Here is a 15,364-nt window from a genome sequence, read left to right on the forward strand (position 1 = left end):
GAAATGATACAGCAGAGATGCCGGATCAAATCGAAAAGTTGAAGTTGGAGCATTTTACTTTAATAAATATTAAATGAATGCTTCATAAAAAGGTAGACGGCATTTTATAAAGCGCTTACGGCTCAAACAGACGGTTTTGCGGAGCAAAACGGATGCGATGCGGAGCGAGCGGACTTAACCTGTAGATATTGAAATCTGCGGGTACCTTATAATGATTAAGGCCATTGGAAAATGGTACGAATCATTTAAGGAGGATGCCTTATGTTAGATTACAAGAGCATCATTATCAAACGGTACGCACTGGGCCTGAGCTACAAGGAACTGGCTGAAGAATTCAGTGCAAGCAAATCTGGAATCAACGACTTCATCCGCGCTTTTGAAAGGTGTGAGAAGCTGTCGTATCCGCTTCCGGAAGGGATCACGAATTATGCAATCTACGAGCTGGTATACGGCCATGACCCAGGTACCAACAGACGGAATGACAGTTATGAACAACCCGATTTCCCAACTATCTTTAAACAGATGAATGAGCGGAAGAACATGACGCTCGTTTACTTGTGGAGCCGCTACCAGAAAGACTGTATAGCAAAAGCGGCAAAGCCATACCAGTATCGACAGTTCTGTGAACTGTATGGTCGCTGGTGCAGAGAGAACTGTGAAACCCTGCATATCCAGGCTGTAATCGGTCAGAAGATGGAAGTTGATTTTGCAGGTAAAACCTTTGAGTTGATCGATAAACTTACTGGCGAGATTACGACCATTGTTGTATTTGTAGCTGTTCTGCCCTATTCGCAGTACATCTATGCAGAAGGGATGGTATCTTCCTGTGAACCGCAATGGATTGAGGTCAATAACCACGCTCTTGCCTATTTTGGCGGCGTGCCTACGATTGTTGTTTGTGATAATTGTAAACAGGCAGTTTCCGCCAATAAAGACTGGATCGATCCGGATTTGAATAAGGATTATGCTGCATGGGCTGATCATAACCACACCGTGATACTGCCAGCCAAAGTCCGTAAACCGAAGTGGAAAAGCAGTGTGGAAAATGCTGTAGGTATTCTTGAAAAAGGCTTTTTCCATGATTTAGAAGAAAACCGCTACTTTTCTCTGGAGCAATTCAACAAAGATCTCTGGGAGAAACTGGATGCTTTGAACCATGAAAACTTCAAAAAGAAGGATTACAGCAGATACGATCAATGGCTGGAAGAACGCAGTGAGCTGCTTCCTCTTCCGGCTGTCCCCTACGAATACATGGAAAGACGGACTGCAAAAGTATCAGCGGATTTTCATGTGCGCTTCGATAATGCTTATTACAGTGTGGATAAAGCATATCTGCACAAGAGTGTTCTGATTGCTGCCTCTGCAACAACAGTTAATATCTATTCCATGAAAGGCAAACTCATCGTCAGCTGGCGAAGGGCTTCCCGCAGGGGTGAATGGCTGACAGATCCTGCACATCTGCCCGAAAGCTACAAACAGATGTCAGAATGGAATGCTACTTATTTTACCAGGAAAGCCATGACAGTAGGTCCGAATACGGTCAAAGTCATAGAACACATACTGAGAAGCCGTGAACATGAAGTTCAGACGTACCGCCTGTGTATAGGTATCCTCAACTACACAAAGAAGTACAGCAAGCTTGCTTTGGAAGATTGCTGCAAGCTGGCAATTGATACGAATCATATCTCGTATTCCTTTATTAAGAATTCAATTGCTGCCGTTGCTGAAGAAATCGGAAGTGCCGGTTTCAATACAAAGCTCAACGAAGAACGTAACAAAGGGGCGTTTGTCATGAGCCCGCATGCCGGGGACATTGACCGGCTTCTTTCCAAGAGCAGTAAACTTGCCGGGGAGGTGCGCGATGAAGAAGCTTGATCGAATCAATGAACTTGTAGATGAGCTCAATGAACTGAAGCTTGGATGTATGGCCGCTTCGCTTGATTCGCTGTATCACTCGAAATCCTTTGATGAGTTGGATGCCGTGTCATTGCTAGAGCAGGTGATCGGACCGGAATACCAGAACAAAACATCGCAGAGATTTCAGAACAGACTGAAACGGGCGCATCTTGCAGGAGGACCTCAATCATTGGATAAGTGTAAAGATTCTACAGAAAGGGTCTACCTGCCTTCCGATATCAACGCTACGCTGTCATCGCTGGATTTTATCCGTGAAGGTCTCAACGTCTGTATTCTCGGCCCCTCCGACAGCGGAAAATCGTATCTGGCCAAAGCACTTGGAATACAGGCCTGCCTGAATTACAGAGCAATGTATCACCACTGTGAAGAATTCCTTGAAACGATGGTTGCCCTGAAACAGGCTGACTATTCGAAATATCAGAAGAAGGTACGCTTCTACTTGAAGCTGGATCTGCTGATACTGGATGATTTCCTGCTTCACACCATAACAGATGAACGCGAGATCAAAGTTCTCTTTGAAGTCATGGAAAAACGCAGTGAATTGTCAAGGTGCACGATTGTATGCTCTCAGAGAGAGCCGAACAGCTGGGCATCGATGATCCTCAATGACGAGGTATCAGCCAATGCGATACTGAAACGGGCAACGAAGCACTATACCGTAGTGATCCAGCCCAGGAACTAATTTATAATAGCAAGTGTTTCAGGGCGTCCGTTATGCTCCGCACAGCGTCCGCTCTGAAACGCATCGGAGTCCGCTAGGCTCCGCAGAATGCAGTAAATTACTATATTCTAGGAGAATGGTTCTTGGGTGCAATTATATTACTGTATATTTTATACCCAATATTACTGTGGGCCTTTAAAAAATCAGAAATTTTGACAACGGTTATCATCTTTTGTTTGTATATATGGGTACTGTATACAGATGTTTTTCGGATAGATAGTTTCAGAAATCTGATATCCTGTGTACTTAGCTTTGAAGTTGGTATGCTTTTAATGAAATACTTTCATATCGTCCAGAAAAATTATTTATTTAGTACATCTGTATTGTTTCTGGTATTGATTTGCCTTGTCCGCTTTCCGTTTGGAACTAACGTGGGCAATCATCTGTTTGGCATATTGCTTTTTATCATTTTATGTTGGAGTGGGCAGCGAATCATGAAGGTTGCAGATTGTCGGGCTAAACGGACACCTGTGCCATATTCGGCGGACAGTCTGAGACATAATTAGCGGACAAGTAGGGACACATTAACCGGACAATAGATCTTCAGATATAATAAGCGCATCTCCTTAAAATGGAGAAATATTATATCTGGAGGTCCTACTATGGATTACAAAAAAGTACTACGGCTTCACTTTGTGAACCATCTTAGCTGCCGTGAGATTGCCGAAAGCTGCGGCGACTGCAGCAAAACAACTGTCAACGAGTTCCTGAAACGCTTCAGGGAGAATCCGGAGCTTTCATACCCTTTACCGGCAGATGTCACGAATGAACACATCGGAAACATGCTTTATAAAAAGCCTGGTGTATCGGCGGATCAGCTACTCTACCGGGATTTTAACAAGGAAGCTGCCTACAAGGCTCTGGCCCGCAAAGGAGAGACCCTGAAGCATCTGTGGCAGAAATACAATGCCATAGGTGTCGTAGATGGAAAGAAGCCAATGAGCTATCGCCAGTACTGCAGGCGTTACAGCGAATGGGCTGATTCCAAACAGCTGACCTTCCACATCCAGCGTTATCCCGGTGTCAATCTTGAACTGGACTATGCGGGGAAGCAGCTCTATCTGCATAATCACCAGAACCCGGATGAGACCACAAAGGTCACGATCTTTATCGCTGCCCTCACCTACAGTGATTATTTTTACGCTGAGGGAATGACCGAATGCGATATCCGGAACTGGATCCGGGTCAACAATAATGCTCTGTCCTATTTTGGCGGCGTGACGCCGACAATCACCCCGGATAATTGCAAAGTAGCAGTTGCCCGGAACAAAGACTGGATCAGCCCTGTCTTGAATAAAGATTTCCAGGCATGGGCAGAACATAACAATACGGTTTTAACCCCTGCCAAAGTGAAATCCCCCCGCTGGAAACCAGTTGTGGAAGGCCACGTAAAGATCATTACCATGCACATCCTCATGGATATGGAAAATATGGTCTTTTATTCGCTGGATGATTTAAACCGTGTCCTGATGGAAAAGGTGGATGCCGAGAACCGGAAGCCTTTTGAGGGGCTCACCTATTCCCGGTATGATCTCTTTACAACAGAAGAGAAGGAGACTCTCCTGCCTCTTCCGCCCAGCCGTTTTGAATATCTTGAACGAAAGACTGTTAAAGTAGCACAAGATTTCTCCTTCACCTTCGACAAGGTCCATTATAGCATGCCCCGGAAATATCTGCGACAGGAACTTGAGATTCGGGCAGGGGAAAAAGAAATCTATGTCTATAACAAACACGGCGACTTCATCCGGACGCATAAGCGGAGCTACACACCGAAAGACTGGGTGATCATCCCCTCGGATATGCCTGCCGAATACAAAGACTATGGCTATTGGACGGTGCCTTATTTTCAACAGAAAGCATCTGCTATCGGACCCAGCACCCGTGCTTTGATCGATGCAGTCATTCGAAAATACGCTTATCCGGTGCAGTCATTCCGAAGCTGCTTTGGTATTCTGCGGTATGCGGAGAAGTACTCGCCGGAAGCCCTGGAACGTTGCTGTAAAGACGCCGTTTTAGCTGGGAGATGCAACTATTCCTATATCTGTGAATATTACGGTGCGGCGGAGCCGCCAGTCCGGTGTGGCGAGAGCCACCTGTCCGGACTAACGGAGCCACCTGTTGATAGTTACTCAGCCTGAGCAGGATCCAAGCCATATACCTCCCTCATGGAAAGGTCTCTTGATGGATCGATGCTCTCAATGTTGATTTTATATGAATCGTAAGAAATACGATCCATGATGGCATCTGCAAGAGTGCTCTCACCGCTGCAGATCTGCTGGTACCACTCGCTTTCCCGGAACTGGGAGCAGAAGATGGTCGATGACTTTTTCCTGCGTTTGTGGATCAGTTCAAAAAGATTTCTGGCTTCGGACTCGGTCAGCTTGAGCAGGAGCCATTCATCAATAATTAACAGAACTGGTTTCGTGTACTTCTTGAGTACGCTGGTAAATGTACCGGCATCCCTGGCTGCCTGTAGATCCAGCAACAGATCCGGAAGGCGGACATATTTCACAGTGTAATAGTGTTTACATGCCTCCATACCGAAAGCACATGCCAGATAGGTCTTACCGCTTCCAGTTGCGCCGGTAATAAAAATGTTGCGGTACTCTGAGATATATTCACAGGTTGCCAGACGGCTGATCAAAGCTTTGTTCAGTTTCCGGCCGGATTGATAGTCAATGGCTGCGATGCTGGCGTCTGGCTGTTCCAGTTCTGCCTGACGGATCAGCCTTTTCAGACGGTTGTTTTTACGATTGGTATATTCAACATCAACCAGCATGCCGAAGCGGTCTTCAAACGGGACTTCTCTCATAGTTGAATCATCCATCTGGATCCGAAAGGCATCCGCCATGGATGACAGGCGCATCTCGATCAGTTTATCAATGGTACTCTGATTGGTCATGATCTTTTACCTCCGTAGTATCTGGCACCTCTGGTAATACCATGTGTCTGTGCCCCAGTCTCTGATAAAGAAGATTCCGGATTCTGGGATACGTATTGGGAATCCTCTTTCATGGCAGCTAATAGGTTTTTGATACTTTTATAACTGAGTGTCCTGGAATACAGAAGCGCTCTATTGCAAGCCTCTTCCAGTTTTGCGGGAGAATGCTTCTCAGCCAGCTTCAGCAGCCCCATACAGCTTCTGTAAGTCTGCTGTTCCACCCTGCCGGAAGTCAGGATTGCATCAACCACCTTCCTTGTGTTGACTCCAATCGAATCTGCCCATCTGCGGAAACGGTCACCATTCCATTCCAGATATTTCTGATGGTCTGGCGGCATATGCTCCGTTACTGTGGAGTACTGACCGCTCCTGCCATGGAGACGGCGATGTGAGGCGATCCGATTGTGATGATAAAATATTTCAATCGTTGTTTCTGTCATGCGCACATCGACCTTATCTTTGATATACTGATAAGGCACAGAGTAGTACATCTTGTCTACTGCGATGTGATAGTTGAACTGGACAGTGGCCTGTTTCCACTCAGCCAGTTCGAAGGGTGTGGCAGGCAACGGCGCCAGCAATGGCTTTTCTTCCCCAAGAAATAAACTGAGCCTGCTGCAATCCTTCTTTTGGAACTTCCTGGCATTGTAGGCATCCAGCTTTTCACGGATCGCAGCATTTAATTCTGCAAGGGAGAAAAACTGTTCATTGCGGAGGGCCGCTGTGATCCATGTGGAGATCTTTCCAACGGAACCTTCTGCATTTGGTTTATCCTTGGGTTTCCGGACTCTTGCCGGAATGATGGCGACATTATAATGTTCTGCCATCTCATGATAAGTAGTATTCAGTGCGGTCGTATACCAGTCGCTTTTCGAATGATTCACTGCCGTAGAACAGTTATCAGGAATAAGCATCGGTGTAACGCCGCCGAAGAATTCAAACATCTGGATATGCGCTTTGATCCAGTTGTCTGTCTTCTGGTTCAGGTATGCCTTTACAAAGGCATACTGGCTGTAAGTAAGGACTCCTACAAATACCCATGCATCTGTGATCTCACCAGTGTCTGGATCGATGAGCTGTGCCGGATCACCGGCCCAATCTACTTCGATCTGCTCACCCGGTTTCCGTGGGATGTGCATGGTTGCCCTGCGTTTTTCTTCATCTTTTTGGATGTAGTAACAGGACTGAGAATACATGAGAGGTTCTTCATTGTTCATGCGACATTCCTCACAGTATTCTACCCATAGGAGTTTCTTGTTGACTCCATTACGCAGGAGTTCTCTGCGGATGTAGTCATAATCAGGCATCCGTTTATTGGTTGCTGATTTTGTCTTGGGGAAAAGCATTTCCTCAAGTGTACTGTCGGTCATGTCATGATCCAGTGGCCAGGAAAGTTTTATTTCCGCAGCCCTTTTGATGACCTTGGCAACTGTGTTACGGGATACACCGCAACTATGCGCGATGTTCCGTTCACTGAATCCTAAGCTTTTCAGGCGAAGGATTTCTCGATATTGGGTCATAATGGTGACCTCCTTTAACTGTATTCACATCTGGCGATGTGTTCTTACAGTATAAAGGAAATCTATGTAATAGAGCCTAATGTGGCTCTGAATTACCGGAATATGTGGCTCTCATTCTCCGGAATGGTGGCTCTCAAAGTCCGGACAGGCGGCTCAAAGGGCCCCGGAATAATCAATCTGTAACACAATCTCAACTTACCATAAAGAGCCGCTGCAAAGTACAATGCCACAGAGCAGTCCCAACGAAGATGCTGCAACAGCCGTATCCGGCGCCTACAAAGATGATGACAGCAAGTATTCCCTTAAGAACCTGCTGAAGCGTCAGGAAACGGAGGCAGGCAATGAAGAATAAGACTACTGATATCTATGAGATGTTGGACACACTATCCCTGCCGGTAGCCGCCCAGCGTTTCGCAGAACTGTCTAAAAGCCCTGAATTCGGCAGCTATACCGCTTTGCAGTTTATCCGTGAGGTTCTGGAGCCTCAGTACATAGAAACACTCAACAACAGGTTTGAAACAAATCTGCGGCTCAGCAGCCTGATCAATAAAGGTGCTTTGGCCGAGAATCTGAAAACCGGCAACGGACGCATCTACAATGATGCCACCGTTGAACAGATCCTGAAATTTCATTTCGCTGAGAACCGGCAGAACGTCGGGATCTATGGAGTCACCGGTGCCGGCAAGTCTTATTTCCTGTCTGCCTGTTGTGTGGAAGCATGCAGACGTAATTACCGTTGTAAGTTCGTAGACTATAGTGACCTGCTGGACGAACTGATCGTCCTCAACCGCCAGGAAGACCTGAACAAGTATCGTAAGAGGATCAGGTACTATGCACGGATCCAGCTGCTGTTCATTGATGATTTTGCCATAAGCAGGTATTCAGAAGAAGGGATCAAGATCCTGTATCATCTCATAAAACTTCGGGATGACCTTGGCACCTCCACACTCTTCAGCTGTCAGTATTCTCCAGATGAGTGGGGAAATCAGCTGAGTGACGAAAAGGAATGCTACGGTAAGCTTGACGGGATCAGACGCAGACTAACGACAGGATTTACTGTACTTATTGAGAAAGCATAGCTTTCTTCTGGAACGCCGATCAATACTGATCAGTGGGGCGGAGTACCCTCTGCCCTGCTGATATCCCAGGCTGTCCGTTTAATATGGCCCGGACTGTCCGGGAAATGCGGCCCTGCTGTCCGCAGAAAGTGGCTGTTTGCAAAGGTTGATAAGATAAATTCTTGTATAAAAGCAATTAGCAAAATTTCATTTGAAATTTTTTTGCTGCAACATATTGTTGTATATGCAGTCCTGAATTTTAGAAATCCTGTTGAAACATGGAAGTCGTTGATTTTAATCTTGTTTACTATCTTGATGACTTTTATAGCGGCGCAAGGTCTGCATGTTATTGTTTCAACTTTTATATCAGGAAATCTTTATCAGTCGTTTGAAAACTTTCTGTATGAAAAACTGATTAAATGAGTCTGCAAATAAAAAGTCAAGCAGAAATTAATGAACTTTGAAAATGTGGATGCTTCCTTTGTTCTCGAACAGTTAAGCTGGTGTTTCTGATCATTACGCTCATTTGTGTAAGAAGCCTTAGGCTGTAGGCAGAAAGAGTAATTTTGTAGAAGAAATTATTGTTAATAAAAAGTGGAGAGTATTTACTGGCAGATTAGTCAGGCGTGTGTTGGATATGAAAAATCTGTCTACAGGAATCAAAACATCTGCCATTATAAAAAGATTATTTCTTTTGAGTATAAATGGAACGGTAATATGAGATGAGCCGGAGATCCATCTTCATCCGGAATGGCAGTTTGTGTTTGCCGAACTGATCGTTTTGCTGCACCGAGATTTTAATATGCATATTCTGATCAACACACATAGCCCATATTTCCTGAATGCTATAGAAGTCTACTCTGAAAAATATGATCTGGCGGACAAATGCAGATACTATCTGGCGGAAATGGAGGGAAACTACTCCTGCATAAATGATGTGACAGATAATGTAGAGAAGATTTACAAACAGTTGGCGAGGCCTCTTCAGGATTTAGAAAATTTGAGGTATCAGGATGGACAGAATGAGAGAATTTGATATATTAAAAGAATGCGCATCAAACCTGAAAGAGTTATCAAAAGATACCAGTATATCTGGAAGAGAGTGCTATATGACCGAGTCCACCGAGCAGGTCATTGACTTTGACAAAGTTAAGACCAGATATCTGAACTCTTTAGAATTATCGGAAGAAAACGCGTCTTCGGTAGACGGCATTATTTGTAAGGATGATGATGTAATATTTATTGAGTTTAAAAACGGAAATATGCGGAATGAGAAAAGAAAAGTAAAAGACAAAATACGGGACAGCCTGCTGATATTTGGAGATATCACTGGTATGGGAATCGCGCATATGAGGGAATATGGAACCTTTATCCTCGTATATAATGAGGACAAAAATCCTTTGACCGACCAAGAAAAAAGAGCACGGAGAGATGGAGAATCTTCGCCATCTCTTGTAAAAATCGCAAGATATTTTTCTGACAAGGCGGAGGAAGAATTTATCCGTTTTGACTTAGAGAGATTTAAGAAACTGTATTTTAAGAAGGTTTATACATATTCTAAGGAAAGGTTTGAAAGGTATATATCAAATATAACTTAGCCGAGAATTCACACTAACTACACTGGACATAACCCTCAAATCCGCTTATAATCTACTCAGAACACTCTTTACAAACGGAGGACAAGCATCATGAGATCCAAACTGATAACAGCATTTTTACTTTTAACTCTTGTCTTTTCTCTGGCTGCCTGTGGCAGGAATTCCGGAGACAGCCAGGAGACTTCCGACAGCTCGGATACCCAGACGGAGGAGCAGAAAGAAGAGGAACCGGAAGAGACAGAAGAGCCGGAGGCGGAAGAGGAGCAGCCTTCTCAGGATACCACGGATACAGATACCCAGACTCCTGCCCAGGACTCGGCGGCTGAGGCGGCGACGATCACGGTCTATTACAGCAATGCGGACGCCACTGCTTTTGAGTCTTCTGAAGTGCAGATAGCGTCTCTCTCTCCAGAGGCTGTTCTTGGGGCCCTTGTTTCTCAGGGAGCGCTGACAGCCGACGTGGCGGAAAATTCATTTACCATGAGTACAGTGGAGGGAAAGGCGAGCATAGAGCTGGATCTGAACAGTGCCTTTGCTACATATGTCTCCAACATGGGAAGTACAGGAGAGTACTATACGGTTGGCGCTCTTGTGAACACATTCCTGGACGCCTACGAGTGCGAGCAGATCCGGATCACGGTGGATGGGAACGCGCTGTCCACGGGACATGCCGAGTATCCGGGGTATCTCTCCAGGTTTGAATAAGACTTGCGGAGCAGGATATGAAGAAACCAGGCTACTATTCTTCAGGCGAGTTCGCCCGCATGGCTCAGGTGACCCTGCGGACGATCCGCTACTATGACAAACAGAACATTTTAAAGCCCTCGTATGTGACTGATGCGGGGGCGCGTTTTTATACAGACGGGGATTTCGCCAGGCTGCAGCAGATACTCCTTTTGAAGTATCTGGGCTTTTCTCTGGACGATATCCGGGAGATGACCATTGCGGACACGGATTATCATTTTATGCTCAATTCCCTGGATATCCAGAAGAAGCTGGTGCAGGACCGGATTGAGCAGATGCAGCTTGTGGAGCAGGCCATCGAGGATACGACCACGGCTATCCGGGAGGAGCATGCCGTGGACTGGAGCCGTATGCTGGATCTGATCCACCTGACAGGTATGGAGAAGAGCTTTAAGAACCAGTATAAGAGCGCCACCAATATCTCGGCCAGGATCAATCTGCACAGCCTCTATTCCCAGAACAGGCAAGGATGGTTTCCATGGATCCACGAGGAGCTGCGTGTTGAGAGCGGGATGAAGATACTGGAGCTGGGATGCGGGGACGGTACTCTCTGGACGGAGAACAAAGAGAAGTTACCGGCTGATGTGTCAGTCACGCTCTCTGATGTCTCGGAGGGTATGCTGCGGGATGCCCGGCGCGCCATAGGAACGGAGGATACCAGGTTTGCTTTCAACAGCTTTGACTGTCATCATATTCCCTATGATGATGAGACTTTTGACCTTGTGATCGCAAACCACGTGCTTTTCTACTGCCAGGATATTCCGGCTGTCTGCCGGGAGGTGAGGAGAGTGCTAAGGCCCGGCGGCAGGTTCATCTGCAGCACCTATGGGCGGGAGCATATGAAAGAGGTCAGCCAGCTTGTCCAGGAGTTTGACCAGAGGATTGTCCTGTCTGCGGACAAGCTGTATGAGAAGTTTGGCAAGGAGAACGGGAAAGAGCTGCTAGGGGAGAGCTTTTCTGAAGTGGAGTGGCGGCAGTACCAGGACTGCCTTGTTGTCACGGAACCGGAACCTCTTATCTCTTATGTGCTTTCCTGTCATGGAAACCAGGGACAGTATATCGGAGAAAAATACAATGACTTCCGGGCGTTTGTGAAAAAGAAGACTGTGGAAGGGTTCAGGATCACAAAGGATGCCGGGATTTTTGTTTGTGCAAAATAACCAAATTATTACAAAATGTTAAAAAACACTTGAAGGTGACCTAAGGTCACCTTTTATAATGTGATTAAACTAATAAGATACGGCTTATCAGAAATACTATTTACCAGGAATACCAGATACAGGGTACCAAGGAGGTTTTATAATGAAGGGTATTATTTTAGCAGGAGGATCCGGCACACGCCTTTATCCTCTCACCATGGTTACATCCAAGCAGCTTCTGCCTATCTACGACAAGCCGATGATCTACTATCCCATGTCGGTTCTCATGAACGCAGGCATCCGGGATATCCTGATCATCTCCACGCCCCAGGACACACCCAGATTTAAGGAACTGCTGGGGGACGGGCATCAGTTTGGCGTGCAGCTTTCCTATGCGGTGCAGCCAAGTCCGGACGGACTGGCCCAGGCGTTTATCATCGGTGAGGAATTCATCGGCGACGACACAGTAGCTATGGTGCTGGGAGACAATATTTTTGCGGGACACGGACTGAACAAGAGACTTCGGGCCGCCGTAAAAAATGCAGAGGAAGGCAAGGGAGCCACAGTGTTCGGCTACTATGTAGATGATCCGGAGCGTTTCGGTATCGTGGAGTTCAACAAGGAAGGGAAAGCGATCTCCATCGAGGAGAAGCCGGAGCATCCGAAGAGCAATTACTGTGTCACCGGATTGTACTTCTATGACAATAGAGTGGTAGAGTACGCCAAAGGCTTAAAACCCGGCAAGAGGGGAGAGCTGGAGATCACAGATCTGAACCGCATTTATCTGGAGGACGGACAGCTCAACGTGGAGCTTCTGGGACAGGGCTTCACCTGGCTGGACACAGGAACCCATGAGAGCCTGGTGGACGCCACCAACTTTGTCAAGACCATGGAGACCCATCAGCACCGCAAGATTGCCTGCCTGGAGGAGATTGCCTACTTAAATGGCTGGATTTCCAGGGAGGACGTGATGGAAGTGTACGAAGTCCTGAAGAAGAACCAGTACGGCCAGTACCTGAAGGATGTCCTGGATGGCAAGTACCAGGAGAACCTGTACTAATTGAGAATACGAAAAAGCAAGCAACATAAAGGAGAAAAAACACTATGAATATTATTGTAACCGGCGGAGCCGGATTTATCGGGAGCAATTTTGTGTTTCACATGTTAAATAAGTATCCGGACTACCGGATCATCTGTCTGGACTGTCTGACATACGCAGGAAATCTGTCCACACTGGCACCTGTTATGGACAATCCGAATTTCCGTTTTGTAAAGGCCAGCATCACAGACCGCGAGGCAGTATATAAATTGTTTGAGGAAGAGCATCCGGATATGGTGGTGAACTTTGCTGCTGAGAGCCATGTAGACCGTTCCATCGAGAACCCGGAAGTGTTCCTTGATACAAACATTAAAGGAACTGCAGTGCTTATGGATGCTTGCCGCAAATACGGCATCAAGAGATACCACCAGGTGTCTACAGACGAGGTGTACGGCGATCTGCCGCTGGACCGCCCGGATCTGTTCTTTACAGAGGAGACACCGATCCACACAAGCAGCCCCTACAGTTCTTCCAAGGCGGCAGCAGACCTTCTGGTGCTGGCTTATCACAGAACATACGGCCTGCCTGTGACTATCAGCCGCTGCTCCAACAACTATGGTCCTTATCATTTCCCGGAGAAGCTGATCCCGCTGATGATTGCCAACGCGCTGAACGACAAGCCTCTGCCGGTATACGGAAAAGGCGAGAATGTCCGGGACTGGCTCTACGTGGAAGACCACTGCAAGGCCATTGACCTTATTATCCACAAGGGACGTGTGGGCGAGGTTTACAATATCGGCGGCCACAACGAGATGAAGAATATTGATATCGTAAAGATCATCTGCAAGGAGCTGGGAAAGCCGGAGAGCCTTATCACCTATGTGGAGGACAGAAAAGGACATGACATGCGCTATGCCATCGATCCTACAAAGATCCACAACGAGCTTGGCTGGCTGCCGGAGACAAAATTTGCAGACGGTATCAAGAAAACCATCCAGTGGTATCTGGACAATAAGGAGTGGTGGGAGACCATCATTTCCGGCGAGTATCAGAACTATTATGAGCAGATGTACGGAAACCGGGAGGAGATCAAATAATGAAAGTATTTGTGACGGGTGTGGCAGGACAGCTTGGGCATGATGTGATGAATGAGCTGGCTGGCCGTGGCTATGAAGGCATCGGCTCTGACATTAAGGAAGAGTACAGCGGCATTAAGGACGGCACTCCGGTGGAGTCCATGCCTTATGTGCCTATGGATATCACAGACCAGGCATCTGTGGAGAAAGTCCTCACGGAAGTAAAGCCGGATGTAGTCGTGCACTGTGCAGCCTGGACAGCGGTGGATCTGGCCGAGGATGAAGATAAAAAGGAAAAAGTGCACGCCATCAACGTGGACGGCACAAAATATATTGCGCAGGTATGCAAAAAACTGGACTGCAAGATGATCTATTTAAGTACGGACTACGTGTTTGACGGCCAGGGGGAGACTCCCTGGGATCCGGACTGCAAGGACTACAAACCGCTGAACGTGTACGGAGAGACAAAGCTGGCGGGAGAGCTGGCTGTGTCTGAGACACTGGAGAAGTATTTCATTGTGCGTATTGCCTGGGTGTTCGGCAAGAACGGAAAGAATTTCATCAAGACCATGCTGAACGTGGGTAAGACCCACGACACGCTGACTGTGGTGGATGACCAGATCGGCACGCCTACGTATACATTTGATCTGGCAAGACTTCTGGTGGACATGCTGGAGACAGAGAAATACGGTTACTATCACGCCACCAACGAGGGCGGCTACATCAGCTGGTACGATTTTACAAAAGAGATTTTCCGCCAGGCAGTGGAGATGGGACACACAGAGTACAGCGAGGACCGTCTCACAGTGAAGCCGGTGACCACGGCAGAGTACGGCGTGTCCAAGGCCGCCCGTCCCTTCAACAGCAGGCTGGACAAGAGCAAGCTTGTGGAGAACGGATTTACACCTCTCCCCACATGGCAGGACGCTTTGGAAAGGTATCTGAAAGAGATTGAATTTTAAGGAGGCTTAACGGCAATGGGACAGATCAAAGTTGAGAGAAATGCAGGCGGCATCCAGGGGCTCTGCGTCATCGAGCCGGCAGTGCACGGGGACGCCAGAGGATATTTCATGGAGACGTACAACCAGAGAGACATGGAGGAGAACGGCCTTGACATGGTCTTTGTGCAGGACAACCAGTCCTGCTCCACAAAGGGTGTCCTGCGTGGACTTCATTTCCAGAAGGAATTCCCCCAGGGCAAGCTGGTGAGAGTCATCAAGGGCTCTGTATTCGATGTGGCGGTGGATCTTAGAAGCGGCAGCGAGACATACGGCAAGTGGTTCGGCATTGAGCTGACAGAGGAGAACAAGAAGCAGTTCTACATTCCCGAGGGCTTTGCCCACGGATTCCTGGTGCTCAGCGATATTGCCGAGTTCTGTTACAAATGTACAGACTTTTATCATCCGGGAGACGAGGGCGGACTTGCCTGGAATGATCCGGAGATTGGCATAACCTGGCCTCAGCTGGAGGGCGAGTATCAGGGCAGCGCTTCTGCGGAGGGGTATCACCTGGCGGACGGCACGGCGCTGAACTTAAGTGACAAGGACCAGAAGTGGGCTGTGCTGAAGGATACGTTCCACTTTTAAGGCCTTTCATTCGCAAAGTAAATAG

15 protein-coding genes are annotated in these 15,364 nt (G+C 47.2%); 13 read left to right on the forward strand and 2 right to left on the reverse strand.

Annotated features, from left to right (window positions below):
- Window positions 1–261: 261 nt before the first annotated feature.
- From istA (B5E62_RS01725) to istA (B5E62_RS01740), 3 genes are all read left to right on the forward strand, one after another.
- Window positions 262–1,875, forward strand: coding sequence for an IS21 family transposase (gene istA, locus B5E62_RS01725; protein WP_143468790.1), 1,614 nt, complete (start codon window positions 262–264; stop codon window positions 1,873–1,875).
- Window positions 1,862–2,599 carry an ATP-binding protein gene (locus tag B5E62_RS01730; RefSeq protein ID WP_087173043.1) on the forward strand — a complete coding sequence of 246 codons (738 nt, stop codon included), beginning with the start codon at window positions 1,862–1,864 and terminating at the stop codon, window positions 2,597–2,599. The genes istA (B5E62_RS01725) and B5E62_RS01730 overlap by 14 nt, the downstream gene beginning before the upstream one ends.
- Before the next feature lie 641 nt (window positions 2,600–3,240).
- Window positions 3,241–4,776 carry an IS21 family transposase gene (istA, locus tag B5E62_RS01740; RefSeq protein ID WP_087173045.1) on the forward strand — a complete coding sequence of 512 codons (1,536 nt, stop codon included), beginning with the start codon at window positions 3,241–3,243 and terminating at the stop codon, window positions 4,774–4,776.
- On the opposite strand, the gene istB is transcribed toward istA (B5E62_RS01740), so the two are convergent.
- Both istB and istA (B5E62_RS01750) read right to left on the reverse strand, forming a co-directional pair.
- The gene (istB, locus tag B5E62_RS01745; RefSeq protein WP_087173046.1) at window positions 4,764–5,540 is read right to left on the reverse strand and encodes an IS21-like element helper ATPase IstB; all 777 of its coding nucleotides are present in this window, start codon (window positions 5,538–5,540) and stop codon (window positions 4,764–4,766) included. The two genes, istA (B5E62_RS01740) and istB, sit on opposite strands and share 13 nt — an antisense overlap.
- Complete coding sequence (istA, locus tag B5E62_RS01750; protein ID WP_087173047.1) at window positions 5,537–7,099, reverse strand: IS21 family transposase; 1,563 nt, start codon at window positions 7,097–7,099, stop codon at window positions 5,537–5,539. Before istA (B5E62_RS01750) ends, istB begins: the two co-directional genes overlap by 4 nt.
- A gap of 223 nt (window positions 7,100–7,322) precedes the next feature.
- On the opposite strand from istA (B5E62_RS01750), the gene B5E62_RS17390 reads away from it, so the two are divergent.
- The 10 genes from B5E62_RS17390 to rfbC all read left to right on the forward strand — a co-directional run bounded on the left by B5E62_RS17390 (window position 7,323) and on the right by rfbC (window position 15,339).
- Entirely contained in the window at window positions 7,323–7,451 is a 129-nt protein-coding gene (locus B5E62_RS17390) for a hypothetical protein (RefSeq protein WP_275532570.1), read from the forward strand.
- Complete coding sequence (locus B5E62_RS01755) at window positions 7,441–8,178, forward strand: ATP-binding protein (protein WP_087150789.1); 738 nt, start codon at window positions 7,441–7,443, stop codon at window positions 8,176–8,178. The genes B5E62_RS17390 and B5E62_RS01755 overlap by 11 nt, the downstream gene beginning before the upstream one ends.
- 712 nt (window positions 8,179–8,890) lie before the next feature.
- Window positions 8,891–9,193 (forward strand): ATP-binding protein, encoded by a 303-nt coding sequence (locus B5E62_RS01760; protein ID WP_143468791.1) that lies wholly within the window; start codon window positions 8,891–8,893, stop codon window positions 9,191–9,193.
- A complete protein-coding gene (locus B5E62_RS01765; RefSeq protein ID WP_143468792.1) occupies window positions 9,180–9,755 on the forward strand; it encodes a hypothetical protein in 576 nt (191 codons plus the stop codon). The genes B5E62_RS01760 and B5E62_RS01765 overlap by 14 nt, the downstream gene beginning before the upstream one ends.
- Before the next feature lie 90 nt (window positions 9,756–9,845).
- Complete coding sequence (locus B5E62_RS01770) at window positions 9,846–10,460, forward strand: GerMN domain-containing protein (protein WP_087173050.1); 615 nt, start codon at window positions 9,846–9,848, stop codon at window positions 10,458–10,460.
- A gap of 17 nt (window positions 10,461–10,477) precedes the next feature.
- Window positions 10,478–11,659 carry a MerR family transcriptional regulator gene (locus B5E62_RS01775; RefSeq protein WP_087173051.1) on the forward strand — a complete coding sequence of 394 codons (1,182 nt, stop codon included), beginning with the start codon at window positions 10,478–10,480 and terminating at the stop codon, window positions 11,657–11,659.
- 142 nt (window positions 11,660–11,801) lie between these two features.
- On the forward strand, window positions 11,802–12,698 hold the full coding sequence (rfbA, locus tag B5E62_RS01780; RefSeq protein WP_087173052.1) for a glucose-1-phosphate thymidylyltransferase RfbA: 897 nt from the start codon (window positions 11,802–11,804) through the stop codon (window positions 12,696–12,698).
- Between the two features lie 44 nt (window positions 12,699–12,742).
- The gene (gene rfbB / locus B5E62_RS01785) at window positions 12,743–13,774 is read left to right on the forward strand and encodes a dTDP-glucose 4,6-dehydratase (RefSeq protein ID WP_087173053.1); all 1,032 of its coding nucleotides are present in this window, start codon (window positions 12,743–12,745) and stop codon (window positions 13,772–13,774) included.
- Window positions 13,774–14,715: a dTDP-4-dehydrorhamnose reductase gene (gene rfbD, locus B5E62_RS01790; RefSeq protein ID WP_087173054.1), complete on the forward strand. Its 942-nt coding sequence runs from the start codon at window positions 13,774–13,776 to the stop codon at window positions 14,713–14,715. Before rfbB ends, rfbD begins: the two co-directional genes overlap by 1 nt.
- Before the next feature lie 15 nt (window positions 14,716–14,730).
- Window positions 14,731–15,339: a dTDP-4-dehydrorhamnose 3,5-epimerase gene (rfbC, locus tag B5E62_RS01795; RefSeq protein ID WP_087173055.1), complete on the forward strand. Its 609-nt coding sequence runs from the start codon at window positions 14,731–14,733 to the stop codon at window positions 15,337–15,339.
- Window positions 15,340–15,364: the final 25 nt, after the last annotated feature.

The organism is Lachnoclostridium sp. An118 (assembly GCF_002160985.1).
Lineage (GTDB): Bacteria > Bacillota > Clostridia > Lachnospirales > Lachnospiraceae > Claveliimonas > Claveliimonas stercoravium.